The sequence below is a fragment of the Phyllobacterium sp. K27 genome (assembly GCF_054796155.1).
Map to the genome: position 1 here is coordinate 480,931 of NZ_JBTWND010000003.1, position 15,106 is coordinate 496,036.

Here is a 15,106-nt window from a genome sequence, read left to right on the forward strand (position 1 = left end):
AAGGTCGCCATATGACTTCCAAGACATTGTACGGGGTATTGGGTTTGCACGGCAAACAGGTCCTCATTACGGGCGCAGGAGGCGGCATCGGCCAGGCGCTGATTGAAACCTTCAATGCAGCGGGTGCCGTTGTATCCGGCGCCGATCAGGATGAAAGCCTGCTTTCGGGACTGCCTCTGGCAAACGGCCTTGTCTTCAACATCAACGACAAGACACAGACAAACAACGCAATCAGCAAATTTATAGCCGATCATGGCACGCCGGACGTGTTGATCAACAATGCCGGTTATACCCGTGGCGAAATCCTCGATCAGGTGGATGGCGATGTGTGGGAAAGCGAGATTGCCACCAACCTAAACGGCGCATTTCACGTCACCGCCCCTATTGCCGATGCCATGGCCGCAAAAGGCGGTGGCAATATCGTCTTCATTTCCTCGGTCAATGCGCTGAGCCATTTCGGCAACCCTGCCTATTCAGCTGCGAAAGCCGGGATGATCGCCTATATGAAGGCACTCGCAGTCGAGCGCGGCCGCTTCGGTATCCGGTCCAATGCCGTATGCCCCGGTTCCGTACGCACACGCGCTTGGGATCATCGTCTGGAAAAACACCCGGAGCTTCTGGCAAAGGTTTTGCCGCATTATCCGCTCGGGCGTCTCGTCACTCCCGGCGAAGTGGCACAAGCGGCCTTCTTCCTCAGTTCCGCCGCTGCATCGGGAATTACCGGCGCAACGCTGACCGTCGATGGCGGACTGACGGCGGGCAATCTCCATTTCATCAATGACGTGCTTGCCGGAGAAAAGTGATATGGCTGGACTTCAGATCAAGCAACTCGTCAAATCCTATGGTGCCCTGAATATCCTGCATGGGATCGATCTTGACGTGCGCGACGGCGAATTTCTGGTCCTGATCGGGCCGTCCGGATGCGGAAAATCAACGCTCCTGCGCATGATTGCAGGGTTGGAAGATATTTCGTCGGGCGAGTTATGGATCGGTGATCGCCTGTCCAATGGTCTGCCACCGCAACAGCGCAATATCTCGATGGTATTTCAGAGCTATGCTCTGTTTCCGCATATGAATGTGCGTAAAAATATTGGTTTTGGCCCGAAAATCCGGCGTGAAACGACAGCGTCCATTGACGCCAAAGTGGGCAAGGCTGCGCAGACGCTGAACCTGCATGACTATCTCGATCGTGTGCCGCGCCAGCTTTCCGGTGGACAACGACAGCGTGTCGCCATGGGGCGTACGATCGTGCGCGAGCCGGATCTGTTTTTGTTTGACGAGCCGCTCTCCAATCTGGATGCCAAACTGCGCGTGCAAATGCGCACGGAGTTGAAGGCGTTGCACCAGCAATTAAAGACAACGATGGTCTATGTTACCCATGACCAGATCGAGGCGATGACCATGGCTGACCGTATCGTGGTGATGAATAGCGGGCGTATCGAGCAGTCAGGCTCGCCGCTTGAACTTTATGACAAGCCGGTCAACAAATTCGTTGCAGGCTTCCTCGGCTCGCCTGCCATGACCTTCATTCCCGGAACTCTGGAGCGCGGCGATGGGCCCCCGAAGGTTCGCACGGCTGACGGGGTGACCATACAAGTCGGCGACACGGCAGCGGCATCCGGCCAGCCTGTCGAGATCGGTATTCGTCCGGAACATTATCGCCTGGCACCTGACGGCCATGGATTTGCCTATAATGTTGAGGTTGTGGAACCCACAGGTTCTGAAACGCATTTGTTCGGCACGATTTCCGGTGTCGGCGTACGCTGTGTCTTTCGTGACCGGCTGTCCCCCGAGCCCGGGACTCAATTGGCATTGACGATTGACCCGTCAAAAGTGCATGTCTTTGACGCTAAAACCGGAAACAGAATTTGACATAGTGCGTGGTTCGTCCTTCGAATTGCAAACAAACTGGATAAAGCACGCAGATGGCATCACCGCATTTCGACATCGTTGCAAGGCTAAGAGAGGTTGCCGATACAGGCAAGCACTCCGACAGTCAGGTTGCAGCAGCGATCCTGTCTGATGCGGATTTCGCTACCCATGCGCCTATTAACAAGCTGGCTGAAAAGGCAGGGGTAAGCGAGCCAACCATTACCCGTTTTTGCCGCATGCTCGGTTTTGAGGGTACGCGGGATTTCAAGGTAAGACTGGCGCAGTCATTGGCTATCGCCGGACGATTCATAACGCCGAGACCTGCACAGGATGAAAACGGCAGCGGCGTGACATCGATCATCGCGCGCAGTGCCATCGATGCGGTCGAAACGGTGTGCAATCTGATCAACAGAGACGATCTGGAACTTGCCGCCTCGCTTATTGTTAAGGCCGGCATGGTGCGCGCCTTCGGCTCCGGCGGGTCGTCGTCCATGGCAGCAACCGAAATGGAAAACCGTCTGTTCCGGCTGGGCATTGCCGCCTCATCGCATATTGACGGCGAGATGCAGCAGATGACAGCAGCGACCAGCAACCAGGACACGGTCATCATCGCCTATTCGCTCTCCGGCGAGATCAAACCCTTAATCGAGGCGGTAACGATCGCGCGGCGCTATGGCGCCAAAACAATTGCCTTCACGGCACCCGGCACCAAGCTGGCAGCCGCCGCAGAACTTGTCATGCCTTTTCACATTGATGAAGGCACCAATGTCTACCGGCCCTCGCCTGCCCGCTATGCCCTGCTCGCGCTCACCGATATGCTGGCAATGACTGTTGCTGAAAAGATCGGCGCGCCAGCGGTCGAGCGGATGCGCCGCATCAAGAACCTGCAAGCCATGCATGCCAATAACGCGACAACATTACCGCTCGGAGACTGAGATTGAAGCTGAACGATATTGATACACCCGCTGTTCTGATTGACGCGGACCGCGCCGAGGCCAATCTGCAGAAGTTCCAGACCTATGCCGACAATCATTCCTTGACCGTGCGCCCGCATATCAAGACGCACAAACTACCGCGCTTTGCCAAACGAGCCGTGGAGCTGGGCGCTATCGGGATCACCTGCCAAAAACTTGGCGAAGCCGAAGTTATGGCAGATGCAGGGCTGCGCGATATTTTTGTTCCTTACAACATTATCGGCAAGGCCAAGCTGGAGCGCTTGGCCAAGCTTAATGAGCGCATCACGGTCAGCGTGACTGCTGACAATGAAACGGCCATTCGCGGCTATGCCGAAGCCTTTGCCGGGCGCGACAAGCCGCTGACCGTTCTGGTCGAATGCGATACGGGTATGGGCCGTTGCGGCGTTCAATCCCCGCAGGAAGCGGTCGTTCTGGCCAAGTTGATCGACGCGTCAAAGGGGCTAACCTTTGCCGGCTTCATGACCTATCCAAAAACTGGCGCAGTCGAGGCTACCGAGGCCTTTCTTGCGGAAGCGGAAACGCTGGCGATTGCAGCAGGGCTTGATCCGCGCACTATTTCCAATGGCGGGTCGCCAGACATGTGGCGGGCGCATGAGGTCAAAAGCGCGACTGAACACCGGCCGGGCACCTATATCTATATGGACCGCTTTCAGGTGGCTAAAGGCGCCGGAACCTGGGATGATTGCGCGCTGACAGTTCTTGCCACAGTCGTGAGCTGCCCCACCGAAAACCGTGCCATTGTTGATGCGGGTTCAAAAGCGCTTTCAAGCGACACATTCGGCATGGAAGGTTTCGGCCGGGTGGTCGAATATCCTGATGCCGTCATTTCCTCGCTGAGTGAAGAGCATGGCACAATCGACCTGTCCTCATGCAAGAAAAAGCCAAAGGTGGGCGAGCGCATTCGCATCATTCCCAACCATGCTTGTGTCGTCTCAAACCTTTTTGATAGCGTTGTCCTGATTTCGGGTGACACTGTTGTGGAGATTGCGCCTGTGGCGGCACGCGGGCGGGTGGATTAGAGCTGCTGCATCTCCTCGTTAGCGGGCTCGAACATGGCAGCGTTTTCATCATACCGCGACAAAAATTCCTGCTCGTGCGCTGATTTGCCAAACCATGGCCCTCGCCCAAAATTGCAGCCGCATTTTATAAGCGGCTCAATAATGGCATGGTTATCAATTCCAACGGCTATCCTTTCCATGCCCAGTTTTCGCGCCAGTTCGCACGCCGCGGACAGAATGATCCGCTCTACGCCCGGCTGTTCAATGCCCCGATATACGTCCGACCCGATCATCATTGCATCATATTGCAGCGCGGTTGCTCCGTTTACCGTCGCATGTGCCATGGCAAAGTGATCGATCGTCAGCCGGTAGCCAATTTCGCGCAGCTTGCGCATGACACGGAAAATCTGCTGATCTTCAAGCATCGCAACATTTTGCGTAATGATGAAGTTCACATCCGAAGCATTGACGCCCCATTCAGCTTGTAACTCCCTGACCCGTTCCAAGAAAAGCGGGTCCATAAGCTGTGCGAAGGAAAGATTGACGCCGATCAGCAATTTATTGTCGGGATAACGCTCCTTGAAATGATGCAGAAACTCGAATGAGCGGGACATGATGAAAAGTCCAAGATGTCGAATCGAGCCGTTTTGTTCCAAAATTGGAGTAAATCTGTAGGATTTAATATCCCCAAACTCCGGGTGATGCCAGATAACACTCGAATGCGCCTCGCAAATCCGGCCTGTCCGAAGGTCTGCAACCGGATGATATCTGACTGAAAATTCGCCTCGCCCTATGGCTCGCGTAATATCCCCGCCAAAATCAAGAGTAGCGCGGAGATCCTGAATAAGCGCCGAATTGTGCCAGACCGCATCTTCGCTCTTCGTGTCCTCCGCATGATGCATGGCGCCGTTGGCTCTGCGCAACAGTGATGCGAATTGCTCTATCTGCCCCTGTTTCTGGGCGACCGAGCAGGCAATGACCGGCGAGATACGGATGCCTTCATTTTCATAAGGCGATCGTATTGTTGCAAGCATCTTCTGTATATGCGGGATTTCCACGCCTTCATCGCTCGGGTAGATATAGGCGATCAGATTATTGTTGAGACATCCAACGACCCCTCCTTCAAGCGCGGCTTGAAGTGTTTCGATCCTGTTGGCCATCAAACGTGCCAGAACCTCATCCCCAAAAATGCTGGCGATCTGATGATAATTGCATATTTTTATGAGAATGAGATCGATATGACCTCCCCTGGCAGCCAGCAAGTCATATTCTCTTGCCAGCCCTGCCTGATTGAGAAAACCACTGGCAGGATCATGATAGGCCAGAAATTCGAGCCGGGTCTGATTGCGATGCAGGACGAGACGCATTCGTTCAATCACCGAGGCCAGCAGGCCAATTTCCTTGATGCCGGTTGGAACGGAGATCGGTTTGTCAAGGTTGAGATTACCAACATCTGTCACAGCCTTTGAGAGCCGCATCAAAGGATTGACGACAAAACTGGCGGCCCAGGCGGTCAGGGCAATACTGATCAGAAGTCCAATGAGACATACTGCCGTGTAGTACCAGTCCCAATCAGCCTGCGCTGACAATTCGTTGCCCAGCTTGGCGACCACACGCCAGCCAGCAAGATCAAATCGGTCCAGAGATACGGCATTTTGTAACGTCGCCGAGATTTTACTGGTATCAAACGCCATCTTGAACTGGCCACCTGAAACCAGCAGCTCTTCGCCCGACGGCATGAAAATGCCGATTTCATGAACAGTTTTCCCTGTCATCCCCTGCAGGAATGCAGCAATTCGACTAATGCACATGTCCAGTGACAGGACACCTAAGGGCTTGCGATCGGGACCATCAATGCGCAGCACCCGGGTCATGGTCCATTCGCTGCCTTGCGTGGAAGCGCACAGATCGCTGGTTCTCTTCACCACATAGGGTGCGCTCCAGGCCGGTGCCTTGTCGATCATGCCACCCTTATACCAGCCTCGCTCAAACAGATTGAAGTCAATTTCATAGGTGGGCCTGTCAGGCCTCTTTACAACAACACGCGATGGGTTATCCGCTTGTGAGGTCGCAAGGCCCTTGAAATCCCGATCCGTTTCTTGAATTTTGAATATGCCGAAGAGGTGGCCATTGGTTGCACCGAAACGGAGAACCGATACCTGCTCGGGAATCCGGTCGGCAGAGGCTTGATCCGCCTCGATAAAAGAAGAAACACAGTCGGCATTGTTGCATCCGGCAGCTTTTACACGCGCCGCCAGATTGTCAGCATAGTCCTCAAGCGGTGTGACAAGATCGCCCAGTTGATTGGCGATATCTCTGGCCAGAAATTCGGCTGTCCTTTCCGCATAGGTCTTTGTCAATTCGGAACGTTGGTTCTGCAGGATCACCCCGAACCCCAAGAACAGCACAATCAGAAGCGTTAAAAGTGGAAGGCCAATAACCGCGACCACGGGAACGCCAAAAATACGTTGACGGGCTGTATCCTGTGATCTGCTAGATTCCGTTTCCATAATCGTGGAACTTTCCAAAAACGCACAATATCGATAATGAAATGGTCTACGAGCAATCTAATGCCGTCAATACTTACCTGATGATGAACCTAAAGGCATATAGGTTCTGGCCCTAATATCACAAAGCTTTTTATCAGTCTTGAACGACCTGCCCGTTCTTATCGAAATCTCGTGCACGCTGCAATAAAGTCAAATATCAGTGGCAGCCAAAAATTGTACTTCATCGTTAATACAACCGGCCACAATCTCGTTTCGGTGTATATGCGTAAACGGTGCAACGCATAATTGCAACGCCTTTCCAACAACAATACTGCACCCTTGCATCAGGTTCAAATGCAGCCCTTGTCAAAACTAAAATATTAGAATATTTATATTTCAAATCCTTTGGGAGGAGGTTTCAATGAGATATCGAAAGTTCCAGTTTTCGCTGAAAACAGCCCGTCTTGCGGGCGATTGCAGCTTTCAGTGACAGACAATCCTGCCATTTCCCCGGAGCGCAAGCGCGACCGAACGCATCCGCTTGCGACATCCAATACGGATTACGCGCAGCAGCGGGCAGCCACTCCCCGGGCTGCAACCCATATTTACAAGCAACTGCTTGATGACATCATTTCACTGCGCCGCAAGCCAATGGAACCCATCCTCGAGAAGGAAATCGCTGCGCAGTTTGGCGTCAGCCGCACGCCTGTCCATCAAGCGGTTTTGCGTCTCGCCGATGACGGGCTGATCGATATTTTTCCGCAATCAGGAACCTTCGTTTCGCGCATACCGCGACGCGCGCTTTATGAAGCAATTCTCATTCGCAAATCTCTTGAAGAGACAACTGTGAAGCTGGCTGCGGAACAGGCTGAGGCAGCCGATATTGCCCAGCTTGAACGAACAATTGCTGACCTCGTGGCGGCCGAAGCATCTGGCGACAATGAACGTTTTCACGCCGCCGATACTGATTTCCATCTGGCCATCAATTCAATCGCCGGATTTCCCGGCATCTGGAATGTAATCCAGCAGGTGAAGATGCAGATTGACCGCTACCGGCGGCTGACATTGCCAATGAGCGGACGCCTCACCCGCGTGATTAGCGAACATGAAGCCATTCTTGATGGCATCCGCCGCCATGATGTGGCGCATGCAACAGAGGCAATGGGCTTTCACCTCGGGCAAATGCTGAGCGAGGTGAAAGACGCAAAGAATGTCGATCCGGCATTCTTCATCGACGACGACTGACCGACCGCTTTCAAAGCGGCAAAAACACAGACATGCAAGGTTTTGAAATGAAGATCGAAGTGAGACAGGTTTGCCATCCCGATGCCGTACGCAATTTTGACACGGAGGATTTGCGTCGTCATTTTCTGCTGGAAAATCTTTTCGAAGTCGATGAGATCACCCTCACCTACAGTCATATTGACAGATTGATCATTGGGGGTGCAGTGCCCGCCTCCATGCCCCTGACGCTGACGGCACCGACCGCCGTGGGACAGGATTTCTTTCTTGCGCAACGTGAACTTGGTGTTTTCAACATTGGCGGGGCTGGCCGCGTATCACTTGACGGCACTGTGCATGAACTCGCCACCCGCGACTGTCTTTATATCGGCAAGGGCGTCGTCAATGTGATCTTTGAAAGCGTCGACGCGGCAAATCCCGCCAAGTTCTATTTGCTCTCAACACCTGCTCACGCCTCACATCCAAATGTGCTTATCAAGCCTGAACAAGCCAATAAACTGACTCTCGGCGATCAGCTGACCGCCAATAAGCGGACGCTTTACCAATATATCCACCCGGATATTTGCGAGAGCTGCCAGCTCGTCATGGGCATGACCCAGCTTGAACCCGGCAATATGTGGAACACCATGCCGTGCCATACGCATGACCGTCGCTCGGAGGCCTATCTCTATTTCGACCTTGCCACCGATACCCGCATTTTTCACATGATGGGCGAGCCAACCCAGACCCGCCACCTGATCGTGGCAAATGAACAGGCAATCCTTTCGCCCGGCTGGTCGATCCATTCCGGCGTGGGCACGGCCAATTATGCCTTCATCTGGGCAATGGGCGGCGACAATAAGAGCTTTACCGACATGGATCACGTACCGATGAGTGTGCTGCGATGAACAATCTTTTCGACCTTCACGGCAAGGTGGCAATTGTCACCGGTGCCAATACCGGCATTGGACAAGGCATTGCCCTGGCGCTTGCACAGGCGGGCGCTTCCATCGCCGCCGTCGGGCGTTCTTCCATGGATGATACACGCCATCTGATAGAAGCAGCGGGTGCGCAACTCATCGAGATCAAGGCCGATCTCGGCTCGATAGAGCCGGTTGGCAGGATCATCGAAGAAACGCTTCAATCCTTCGAACGTCTGGATATCCTCGTTAATAATGCGGGAATTATCCGGCGCAATGACGCCGTGGATTTCACTGAAGAGGATTGGGATGCGGTGATCGACACCAATCTCAAATCAGCATTCTTTCTCTCGCAGGCAGCCGGACGGCACATGATCGGCAAGGGGCAAGGCAAGATCATCAACATTGCCTCGCTTTTATCGTTTCAAGGCGGTATCCGCATTCCTTCCTATACGGCATCGAAAAGTGGACTTGCCGGTATTACCCGCCTGCTCGCCTGCGAATGGGCCGCCAAGGGGGTCAATGTAAACGCTATCGCGCCCGGCTATTTCGTGACCAACAACACAACAGCCTTGCGGGAAGATCAGGACCGCAGTGCGCAAATTCTGGCGCGCATTCCCGCAGCCCGTTGGGGCGAGCCTTCTGACATTGGCGGCGCTGCGGTCTTCCTTGCCTCAAAAGCCTCCGACTATGTGCACGGCACAGTTCTGCCTGTCGATGGCGGTTGGCTTGCACGATGAAAAACCGCATAGAGCGTAAGTTGGTGCTTACGATAGGTAAGCCATGAATTACCAATTCGATTTCGCTGCTCTCCTGCCTTATTGGAAAGATTTTCTTACCGGGGCGATCACAACAGTCCAAATGACTGTCGTCGCGGTGGCGATCGGACTGGTTATCGGCGTGCTTTGTGCTGTCGCCCGGCGCAGCACCTATGCATGGCTTCGCCTGATTGTCGGCATCTATATCGAGATGGTACGCAACACGCCCTTCATCGTGCAAATCTTCTTTATTTTCTTCGGTCTTTCTTCCATCGGCATCACTATGCCGGTCTTCTTTGCCGCCGTTTTCGCGATGGTTATCAATGTTGGAGCCTATACGGCAGAGATTGTTCGGGCAGGCATGGAAGCTGTGCATCCAAGCCAGATCGAAGCGGCGGAAGCGCTTGGCCTTTCCCGCTTCCAGATCTATCGCGACATTATCCTCATGCCTGCAATCGAGCGGGTCTATCCGGCGTTGACCAGCCAGTTCATTCTGATGATGCTGTCGACATCGATCACCTCGCAGATTTCCGCAGAAGAGTTGACCGGCGTCGCCAACAATATCCAGTCATACACGTTCCGTTCATTCGAAACTTACATCGTCATCGCTCTGCTCTATCTCGCAATCACCTATCTCTTACGGGCCGGTTTCCATCTCATTGCGCTTGGAATATTCCCACGCCGCCGCCGTCTCGGCACACCCTTGTGAGGATGAGAACATGACCGGCGGTTTCACCACAAATCATCTTGTATATCTGCTCAACGGTCTGCTTTGGACTGTCATACTCTCGGCACTTGCCTTTCTTCTCGGCGGTGTTGCCGGATTCTTTGTCATGCTGGCGCGCACGTCGACCATGCGCTGGCTGCGGCGGGTGTCGCTTTTCTATGTCCAGTTCATTCAGGGCATGCCGCTGCTGATACTGATGTTTGTCATCTATTTTGGCCTCGGCGTGGTCGGCATTGAGGTTCCGCCGCTGGCGGCTGCCGGCATTGGCATGATGATCTATTCCAGCGCCTATCTTGGCGAAATCTGGCGCGGATGCGTCGAGTCTGTGCCCCGCACGCAGTTCGAGGCCGCTGAATGCCTTGCCCTCACCCGTTGGCAGACCCTGAAAGACGTGATCCTGCCGCAGGCGCTGCGCATTGCGACACCGCCAACCGTGGGTTTCATGGTGCAGCTTATCAAAAACACATCACTTGCCTCCGTTGTCGGCTTCGTCGAACTGACACGCGCTGCGCAAGTCATCAACAATTCGCTTTTCCAGCCGTTTCTCGTCTTCGGTATCGCAGCCGCCTTTTACTTTTGCGTCTGCTATCCGCTTTCGGTCTGGAGCCGTTCGCTTGAGAGGAAATTAAATGTCGGCCGCCGTTAAGCTCAATGAAGTCATCAAGCGCTTCGGCACTGTCGAGGTGCTCAAGGGCGTTTCCTTTGAGATCGAAGCCGGTGAAGTTGTGGCCTTGATCGGCCAATCAGGCTCCGGCAAAAGCACGGCCCTGCGTTGCATCAACAGGCTCGAAACCATTCAGGGCGGAACAATCGAGGTTTGCGGGCACCAGGTGGATTCGCCCAGCCTCGACATCCGCGCGCTACGGCAGGATGTCGGCATGGTTTTCCAAAGCTACAATCTGTTTCCGCATATGAATGTCGCCGAAAACATTATGCTGGCACTGCGGCGCGTCAAAAGCATCGGACGCAGCGAAGCAATGGAAACCGCCAAGGCAGTGCTCTCGAAGGTCGGCCTGCTGCAAAAGATTGATGCCTATCCGGAACAATTGTCCGGCGGACAGCAACAGCGTGTGGCAATTGCCCGCTCGCTCGCCATGCAGCCAAAGGTCATGCTCTTCGACGAGGTGACATCAGCGCTTGATCCCCAACTGACGGGCGAAGTTCTGCGCGTCATGGAAGATCTTGCCAAGGGCGGCATGACCATGATCGTCGTCACCCATGAAATGGCTTTTGCCCGCAAGGTGGCAAACCGCGTCATCTACATGAATACCGGCCGGGTCTGGGAGACCGGAACCGGAGAAATGCTCGTTCGTCCGCAAACCCAGGAGCTGAAGGATTTTCTGTCGAACGACCTCTGACAACCAATCTCATAATCAAAAAGGGAGAGAGAATAATGAGACTTCTTACAAAATTCGGCATCGCGGCAAGTGCAGCCTTGCTCATGCTGGCATCGGCCGCTCACGCGGATTCACTTGAGAACATCAAGAAGGCCGGCAAGGTTCGCATTGCTGTTGCCATGGGCATTCCGCAATATTCCTATGTTGACGAGAACCTGAAACCGACAGGCTCGGACGTGGAAACCGCAAAGCTCATCGCCAAGGATCTCGGCGTCGATCTTGACCTGATCGAAATTACCAATGCCGCACGCGTTCCGACCATTCAGACCGGCAAGGCTGACATTCTGGTCTCGGCACTCGGCATCACCGACGAGCGCAAGAAAGCCGTCGACTATACCGTGCCTTATGCAACACTCAGCATCATTGTCATCGCGCCGAAAGAAATCGAAATCAAGAGCTATGACGATCTTGCCGGCAAGCGCATCGGCGTGACGCGCGCAACGACAAACGATATGGATATCACCAAGAATGCGCCCGGCGCTCAGATCGTCCGCTTCGAAGATGACGCGACGCTCATCACTGCTGCGGTTACGGGACAGCTCGACATCATCTCCAGCCAGTCGGCAGTTCTTGGCGGCATCAATGCCAAACGCGCAGGCAAGGAACCGCTGGAGGTGAAGTTCACGCAAGCCGAGACCAATCTCGGCATTGCATTGCCAAAGGGCGAAAAGCCATTGCAGGATTGGCTCAACACATGGGTGAAGACCAATTTCGACAATGGGACACTGCGCGACGTATTCCGCAAGTATCAGCACCGCGACCTGCCGGACGATCTCACATCACGTTGATCCGAAAATCCAGTGCTTGAAGGATCGGGGCGCTTTGGCGCCCCTTTTTCTTATGCGGATCATGGTGTTGACCGGGCAATCAATAGCGGTTACGAATCCGGTCATGAAAATTGCAATGGTTCTCGTGGTGGTGGGTTCGCGCATGGGCAGGATGGTTTAACCATCCGGCATTAGCACCCATGCGCGGAAAACAAGCTCCTGACGGAGCTTTTTTTATGCCCGGAATTTAGTTCCCACGCTGCTCCGTCACAACCACAACTCCAAACATTGCACAAAGGAACTGCCATGACAGGCAAGTACACTAACGAACCCGCACGTCTTGAAATCACCGGCGCTGAAATCGTTCTGCAGGCGCTACGCGATAATGGCGTAGAACACATTTTCGGCTATCCGGGCGCTGCGGTGCTGCCGATCTATGACGAAATTTTCCAGCAGACTGATATAAAGCACATATTGGTTCGCCATGAACAGGGCGCCGGTCACGCCGCTGAAGGCTATGCCCGTTCCACCGGCAAAACCGGCGTCATGCTGGTCACGTCAGGTCCCGGAGCAACAAATGCGGTGACATCACTGCAAAATGCCATGACAGATTGCGTTCCCATTGTCTGCCTAACGGGACAAGTCGCGACCGATCTGATCGGTTCGGATGCTTTCCAGGAATGCGACACTGTTGGCATTACACGGCCCTGCACCAAACATAGTTGGCTGGTTAAAGACGTAAAGGACCTCGCCGCCACAATTCACAAAGCGTTTCATCTGGCGCAGTCAGACCGACCCGGGCCGGTTCTCGTCGACATGCCAAAGGATATACTTCTTCAAAGCAGCTATTATAGGGCTCCAAGCGCTGTTGCCTCGAGCGAAATCTACAGTGAGAGGCACGAGGAAATAAATCATCATCTACCATCATTCGAAATGCCTGCTGAAGAGATGGACGAGAAGACCATTTCCCCGCGCTATGCACTTGAACGCCTTCATGCCCTGACCCGAAATCATTCGCCCTTTATAACGACGGATATGGACCAGCATAAGATTTGGATTTCCCGGTTCAACAATGTAGAACATCCAAACCGATGGATTGCACCAAGTGGCTTCGGTACTATGGGATATGGGTTACCGGCCGCAATCGGCACGCAAATTGCTCATCCTGAAAGTCTCGTGATCGACATTTCCGATGCGTCATCCGCCCAGGCCAGCATGAAGGAGCTTTCCACCGCAATTCAATATGAAGCTCCTGTCAAAGTTTTCATCCTGAACACTGGCCGAATGAGTTTAATCCACGGCGCGCATCGTGAGCACCCGGTTTACCGCTCCTATGCGAAAGCGCTTCCCGATTTTGTTAAACTGGCGGAAGCCTTTGGTGCAATTGGCATTCGCTGCGATGCGCCAGAGGCTCTTGACGATGCCATACAACAAATGATCACCATAAAAGGACCGGTGCTCTTGGATTGCCAGGTAGGACAACCTGTTCAACACTAGCAATTGGGCGCTTCGGCGCCCTTTTCCATCCGGAACAAATCGATGCTGGCCAAGCGCAATCATGCGGCCAGAAAGCACCTTGCATCTATTCCCAAGCATAATGACCCGGCTCAAGCTCGCCCCTCCCCGTTTAATGCCTTGATCACCGGAATGACGGAATACTGGCCAATCTCGGCGCGATCCGTCAAAGCCCGCAAATAACCACCGGGCGAGCGGATTTCACCGACGCGTTCCAAAATGGCAGCAATCGTAATCGAAGCGTTGATGTCGCCCATGGCGTCCCGTGCTCTTTCCCAGGCATCGGGCGAAACGCCAAGCATTGAGCGGACCAATCCCGCCGTTTGCATCAAATCACGCCAGTCCTGAATGCCGTCGCGGGCATAATCGCGGATTTGCGGACAGGCGGACAGCACGGCATCCAGCGGCATGGGGATCGACTTCGTTTCCAGCCTCGGCCAATCGCCCTCGGTTCCGACGGTTTTCATAGTCCGGCGGGCGTTATCAAGCCTTTGCCGCATTTTCGTCATTGCCACCGTTCGTCCAGGCATATTGGTTGCCAGCACAGGTTCGCGGTTTTGCCGCTGGCCCTTTTCTTGGGCCCTTTCAATATTGGGGTCTATATTTGAATTCTGAATATGGTGCTCAAAAGGAGAGTCAGTGCCGCTCATTTCTTTATCTGACAATGTGTCGAGATAGGCTTTTTCGACCTTTGCACGAAGCTTCGCCAGGCTATCACAACGCACCTTGAGGACCTCCAGTGGCAAATGCCTGCTCACTCGTCCGGACAACGCCGCAAGCTCGTCCGCATATCCCATCCAATCGCCTGGACGCTCCTCGCTGAGCCCCGCATTGATCGTTTTGGATACATCGCGCAGATGTATGGTGATCTCACTGCGAACGCGGTGGATCGCTCGCGCCAGATCGCGTGCCTGAATCGCATGAGCTTCAATTTCATCGGCGCGTAATGCCAACGGTGACAGATCGAAGCCGAACGCATGCTCGATCTCGCCGGTTTCACCGCGCCGGGCATAACGCTTGCCGTTTGGGCTATCGCGGCGAATGATCAATCCGGTCTCGACCAGGGCTGCCAGATGTCGGCGAATTGTCGCGGAAGACATGCCGCGTGTGCGCAATGACAGCTCCGCATTGGATGGAAAGACAATCAGCGGCGCGCTGCCGTCAAGCATGGTTTCCGGGTAAAAGCTCAGCAGCGCTTCCAGCACTGCAATCGTGCGGTCTGAAAGGAAAAACGCTGCACGCGCCTCGGTTAATGAGCGCAAAAGCGCCCATTTTTCCGGTAGACTTCCGCCGGTTTCGTTCAGTTTCTCTCGGGCTCGCGCTGTCTTTTCCTGCACTGCAAATATGGCATGCGACAGCGATCGCCCGCCAAATGGCGACGTTGCAAAACGATCGGTCATGTTCTTTCACCTCAATTTGAGGCAATGAAAAGGTATGCCGGAACGCGTCCGACTCTTGACAAGTC

General features: G+C 54.1%; 14 protein-coding genes. 12 read left to right on the forward strand and 2 right to left on the reverse strand.

Going from position 1 to position 15,106, the window contains the following annotated elements:
• Window positions 1-11: 11 nt before the first annotated feature.
• From ACYJL1_RS20110 to ACYJL1_RS20125, 4 genes are read left to right on the forward strand one after another with little or no spacing between them, the layout of a single operon-like run.
• Complete coding sequence (locus ACYJL1_RS20110; RefSeq protein WP_460898755.1) at window positions 12-803, forward strand: SDR family oxidoreductase; 792 nt, start codon at window positions 12-14, stop codon at window positions 801-803.
• 1 nt (window position 804) lies between these two features.
• On the forward strand, window positions 805-1,872 hold the full coding sequence (locus ACYJL1_RS20115; protein ID WP_460898757.1) for an ABC transporter ATP-binding protein: 1,068 nt from the start codon (window positions 805-807) through the stop codon (window positions 1,870-1,872).
• 53 nt (window positions 1,873-1,925) lie between these two features.
• A complete protein-coding gene (locus ACYJL1_RS20120) occupies window positions 1,926-2,807 on the forward strand; it encodes a MurR/RpiR family transcriptional regulator (RefSeq protein WP_460898759.1) in 882 nt (293 codons plus the stop codon).
• Window positions 2,808-2,809: 2 nt separating this feature from the next.
• Window positions 2,810-3,868 carry a D-TA family PLP-dependent enzyme gene (locus ACYJL1_RS20125; RefSeq protein ID WP_460898761.1) on the forward strand — a complete coding sequence of 353 codons (1,059 nt, stop codon included), beginning with the start codon at window positions 2,810-2,812 and terminating at the stop codon, window positions 3,866-3,868.
• Here the strand turns inward: ACYJL1_RS20125 and ACYJL1_RS20130 are convergent.
• The gene (locus ACYJL1_RS20130; RefSeq protein ID WP_460898763.1) at window positions 3,865-6,357 is read right to left on the reverse strand and encodes an EAL domain-containing protein; all 2,493 of its coding nucleotides are present in this window, start codon (window positions 6,355-6,357) and stop codon (window positions 3,865-3,867) included. The two genes, ACYJL1_RS20125 and ACYJL1_RS20130, sit on opposite strands and share 4 nt — an antisense overlap.
• Before the next feature lie 465 nt (window positions 6,358-6,822).
• Between ACYJL1_RS20130 and ACYJL1_RS20135 the strand changes: the two genes are divergently transcribed.
• From ACYJL1_RS20135 to ACYJL1_RS20170, 8 genes are all read left to right on the forward strand, one after another.
• Window positions 6,823-7,581 (forward strand): GntR family transcriptional regulator, encoded by a 759-nt coding sequence (locus ACYJL1_RS20135; RefSeq protein WP_460898765.1) that lies wholly within the window; start codon window positions 6,823-6,825, stop codon window positions 7,579-7,581.
• A 47-nt stretch (window positions 7,582-7,628) separates the two neighbouring features.
• On the forward strand, window positions 7,629-8,465 hold the full coding sequence (kduI, locus tag ACYJL1_RS20140; protein ID WP_460898767.1) for a 5-dehydro-4-deoxy-D-glucuronate isomerase: 837 nt from the start codon (window positions 7,629-7,631) through the stop codon (window positions 8,463-8,465).
• Window positions 8,462-9,217: a 2-dehydro-3-deoxy-D-gluconate 5-dehydrogenase KduD gene (kduD, locus tag ACYJL1_RS20145; protein WP_460898769.1), complete on the forward strand. Its 756-nt coding sequence runs from the start codon at window positions 8,462-8,464 to the stop codon at window positions 9,215-9,217. Before kduI ends, kduD begins: the two co-directional genes overlap by 4 nt.
• A gap of 43 nt (window positions 9,218-9,260) precedes the next feature.
• On the forward strand, window positions 9,261-9,944 hold the full coding sequence (locus ACYJL1_RS20150) for an amino acid ABC transporter permease (protein WP_460898771.1): 684 nt from the start codon (window positions 9,261-9,263) through the stop codon (window positions 9,942-9,944).
• Window positions 9,945-9,954: 10 nt separating this feature from the next.
• Window positions 9,955-10,608, forward strand: coding sequence for an amino acid ABC transporter permease (locus ACYJL1_RS20155; protein WP_460898774.1), 654 nt, complete (start codon window positions 9,955-9,957; stop codon window positions 10,606-10,608).
• Complete coding sequence (locus ACYJL1_RS20160) at window positions 10,592-11,320, forward strand: amino acid ABC transporter ATP-binding protein (RefSeq protein ID WP_460898776.1); 729 nt, start codon at window positions 10,592-10,594, stop codon at window positions 11,318-11,320. The genes ACYJL1_RS20155 and ACYJL1_RS20160 overlap by 17 nt, the downstream gene beginning before the upstream one ends.
• A 35-nt stretch (window positions 11,321-11,355) precedes the next feature.
• Window positions 11,356-12,147, forward strand: coding sequence for a transporter substrate-binding domain-containing protein (locus ACYJL1_RS20165; RefSeq protein WP_460898778.1), 792 nt, complete (start codon window positions 11,356-11,358; stop codon window positions 12,145-12,147).
• A 285-nt stretch (window positions 12,148-12,432) separates the two neighbouring features.
• Window positions 12,433-13,623, forward strand: coding sequence for a thiamine pyrophosphate-binding protein (locus ACYJL1_RS20170; protein WP_460898780.1), 1,191 nt, complete (start codon window positions 12,433-12,435; stop codon window positions 13,621-13,623).
• 110 nt (window positions 13,624-13,733) lie between these two features.
• On the opposite strand, the gene repC is transcribed toward ACYJL1_RS20170, so the two are convergent.
• Window positions 13,734-15,041: a plasmid replication protein RepC gene (gene repC, locus ACYJL1_RS20175; protein WP_460898782.1), complete on the reverse strand. Its 1,308-nt coding sequence runs from the start codon at window positions 15,039-15,041 to the stop codon at window positions 13,734-13,736.
• Window positions 15,042-15,106: the final 65 nt, after the last annotated feature.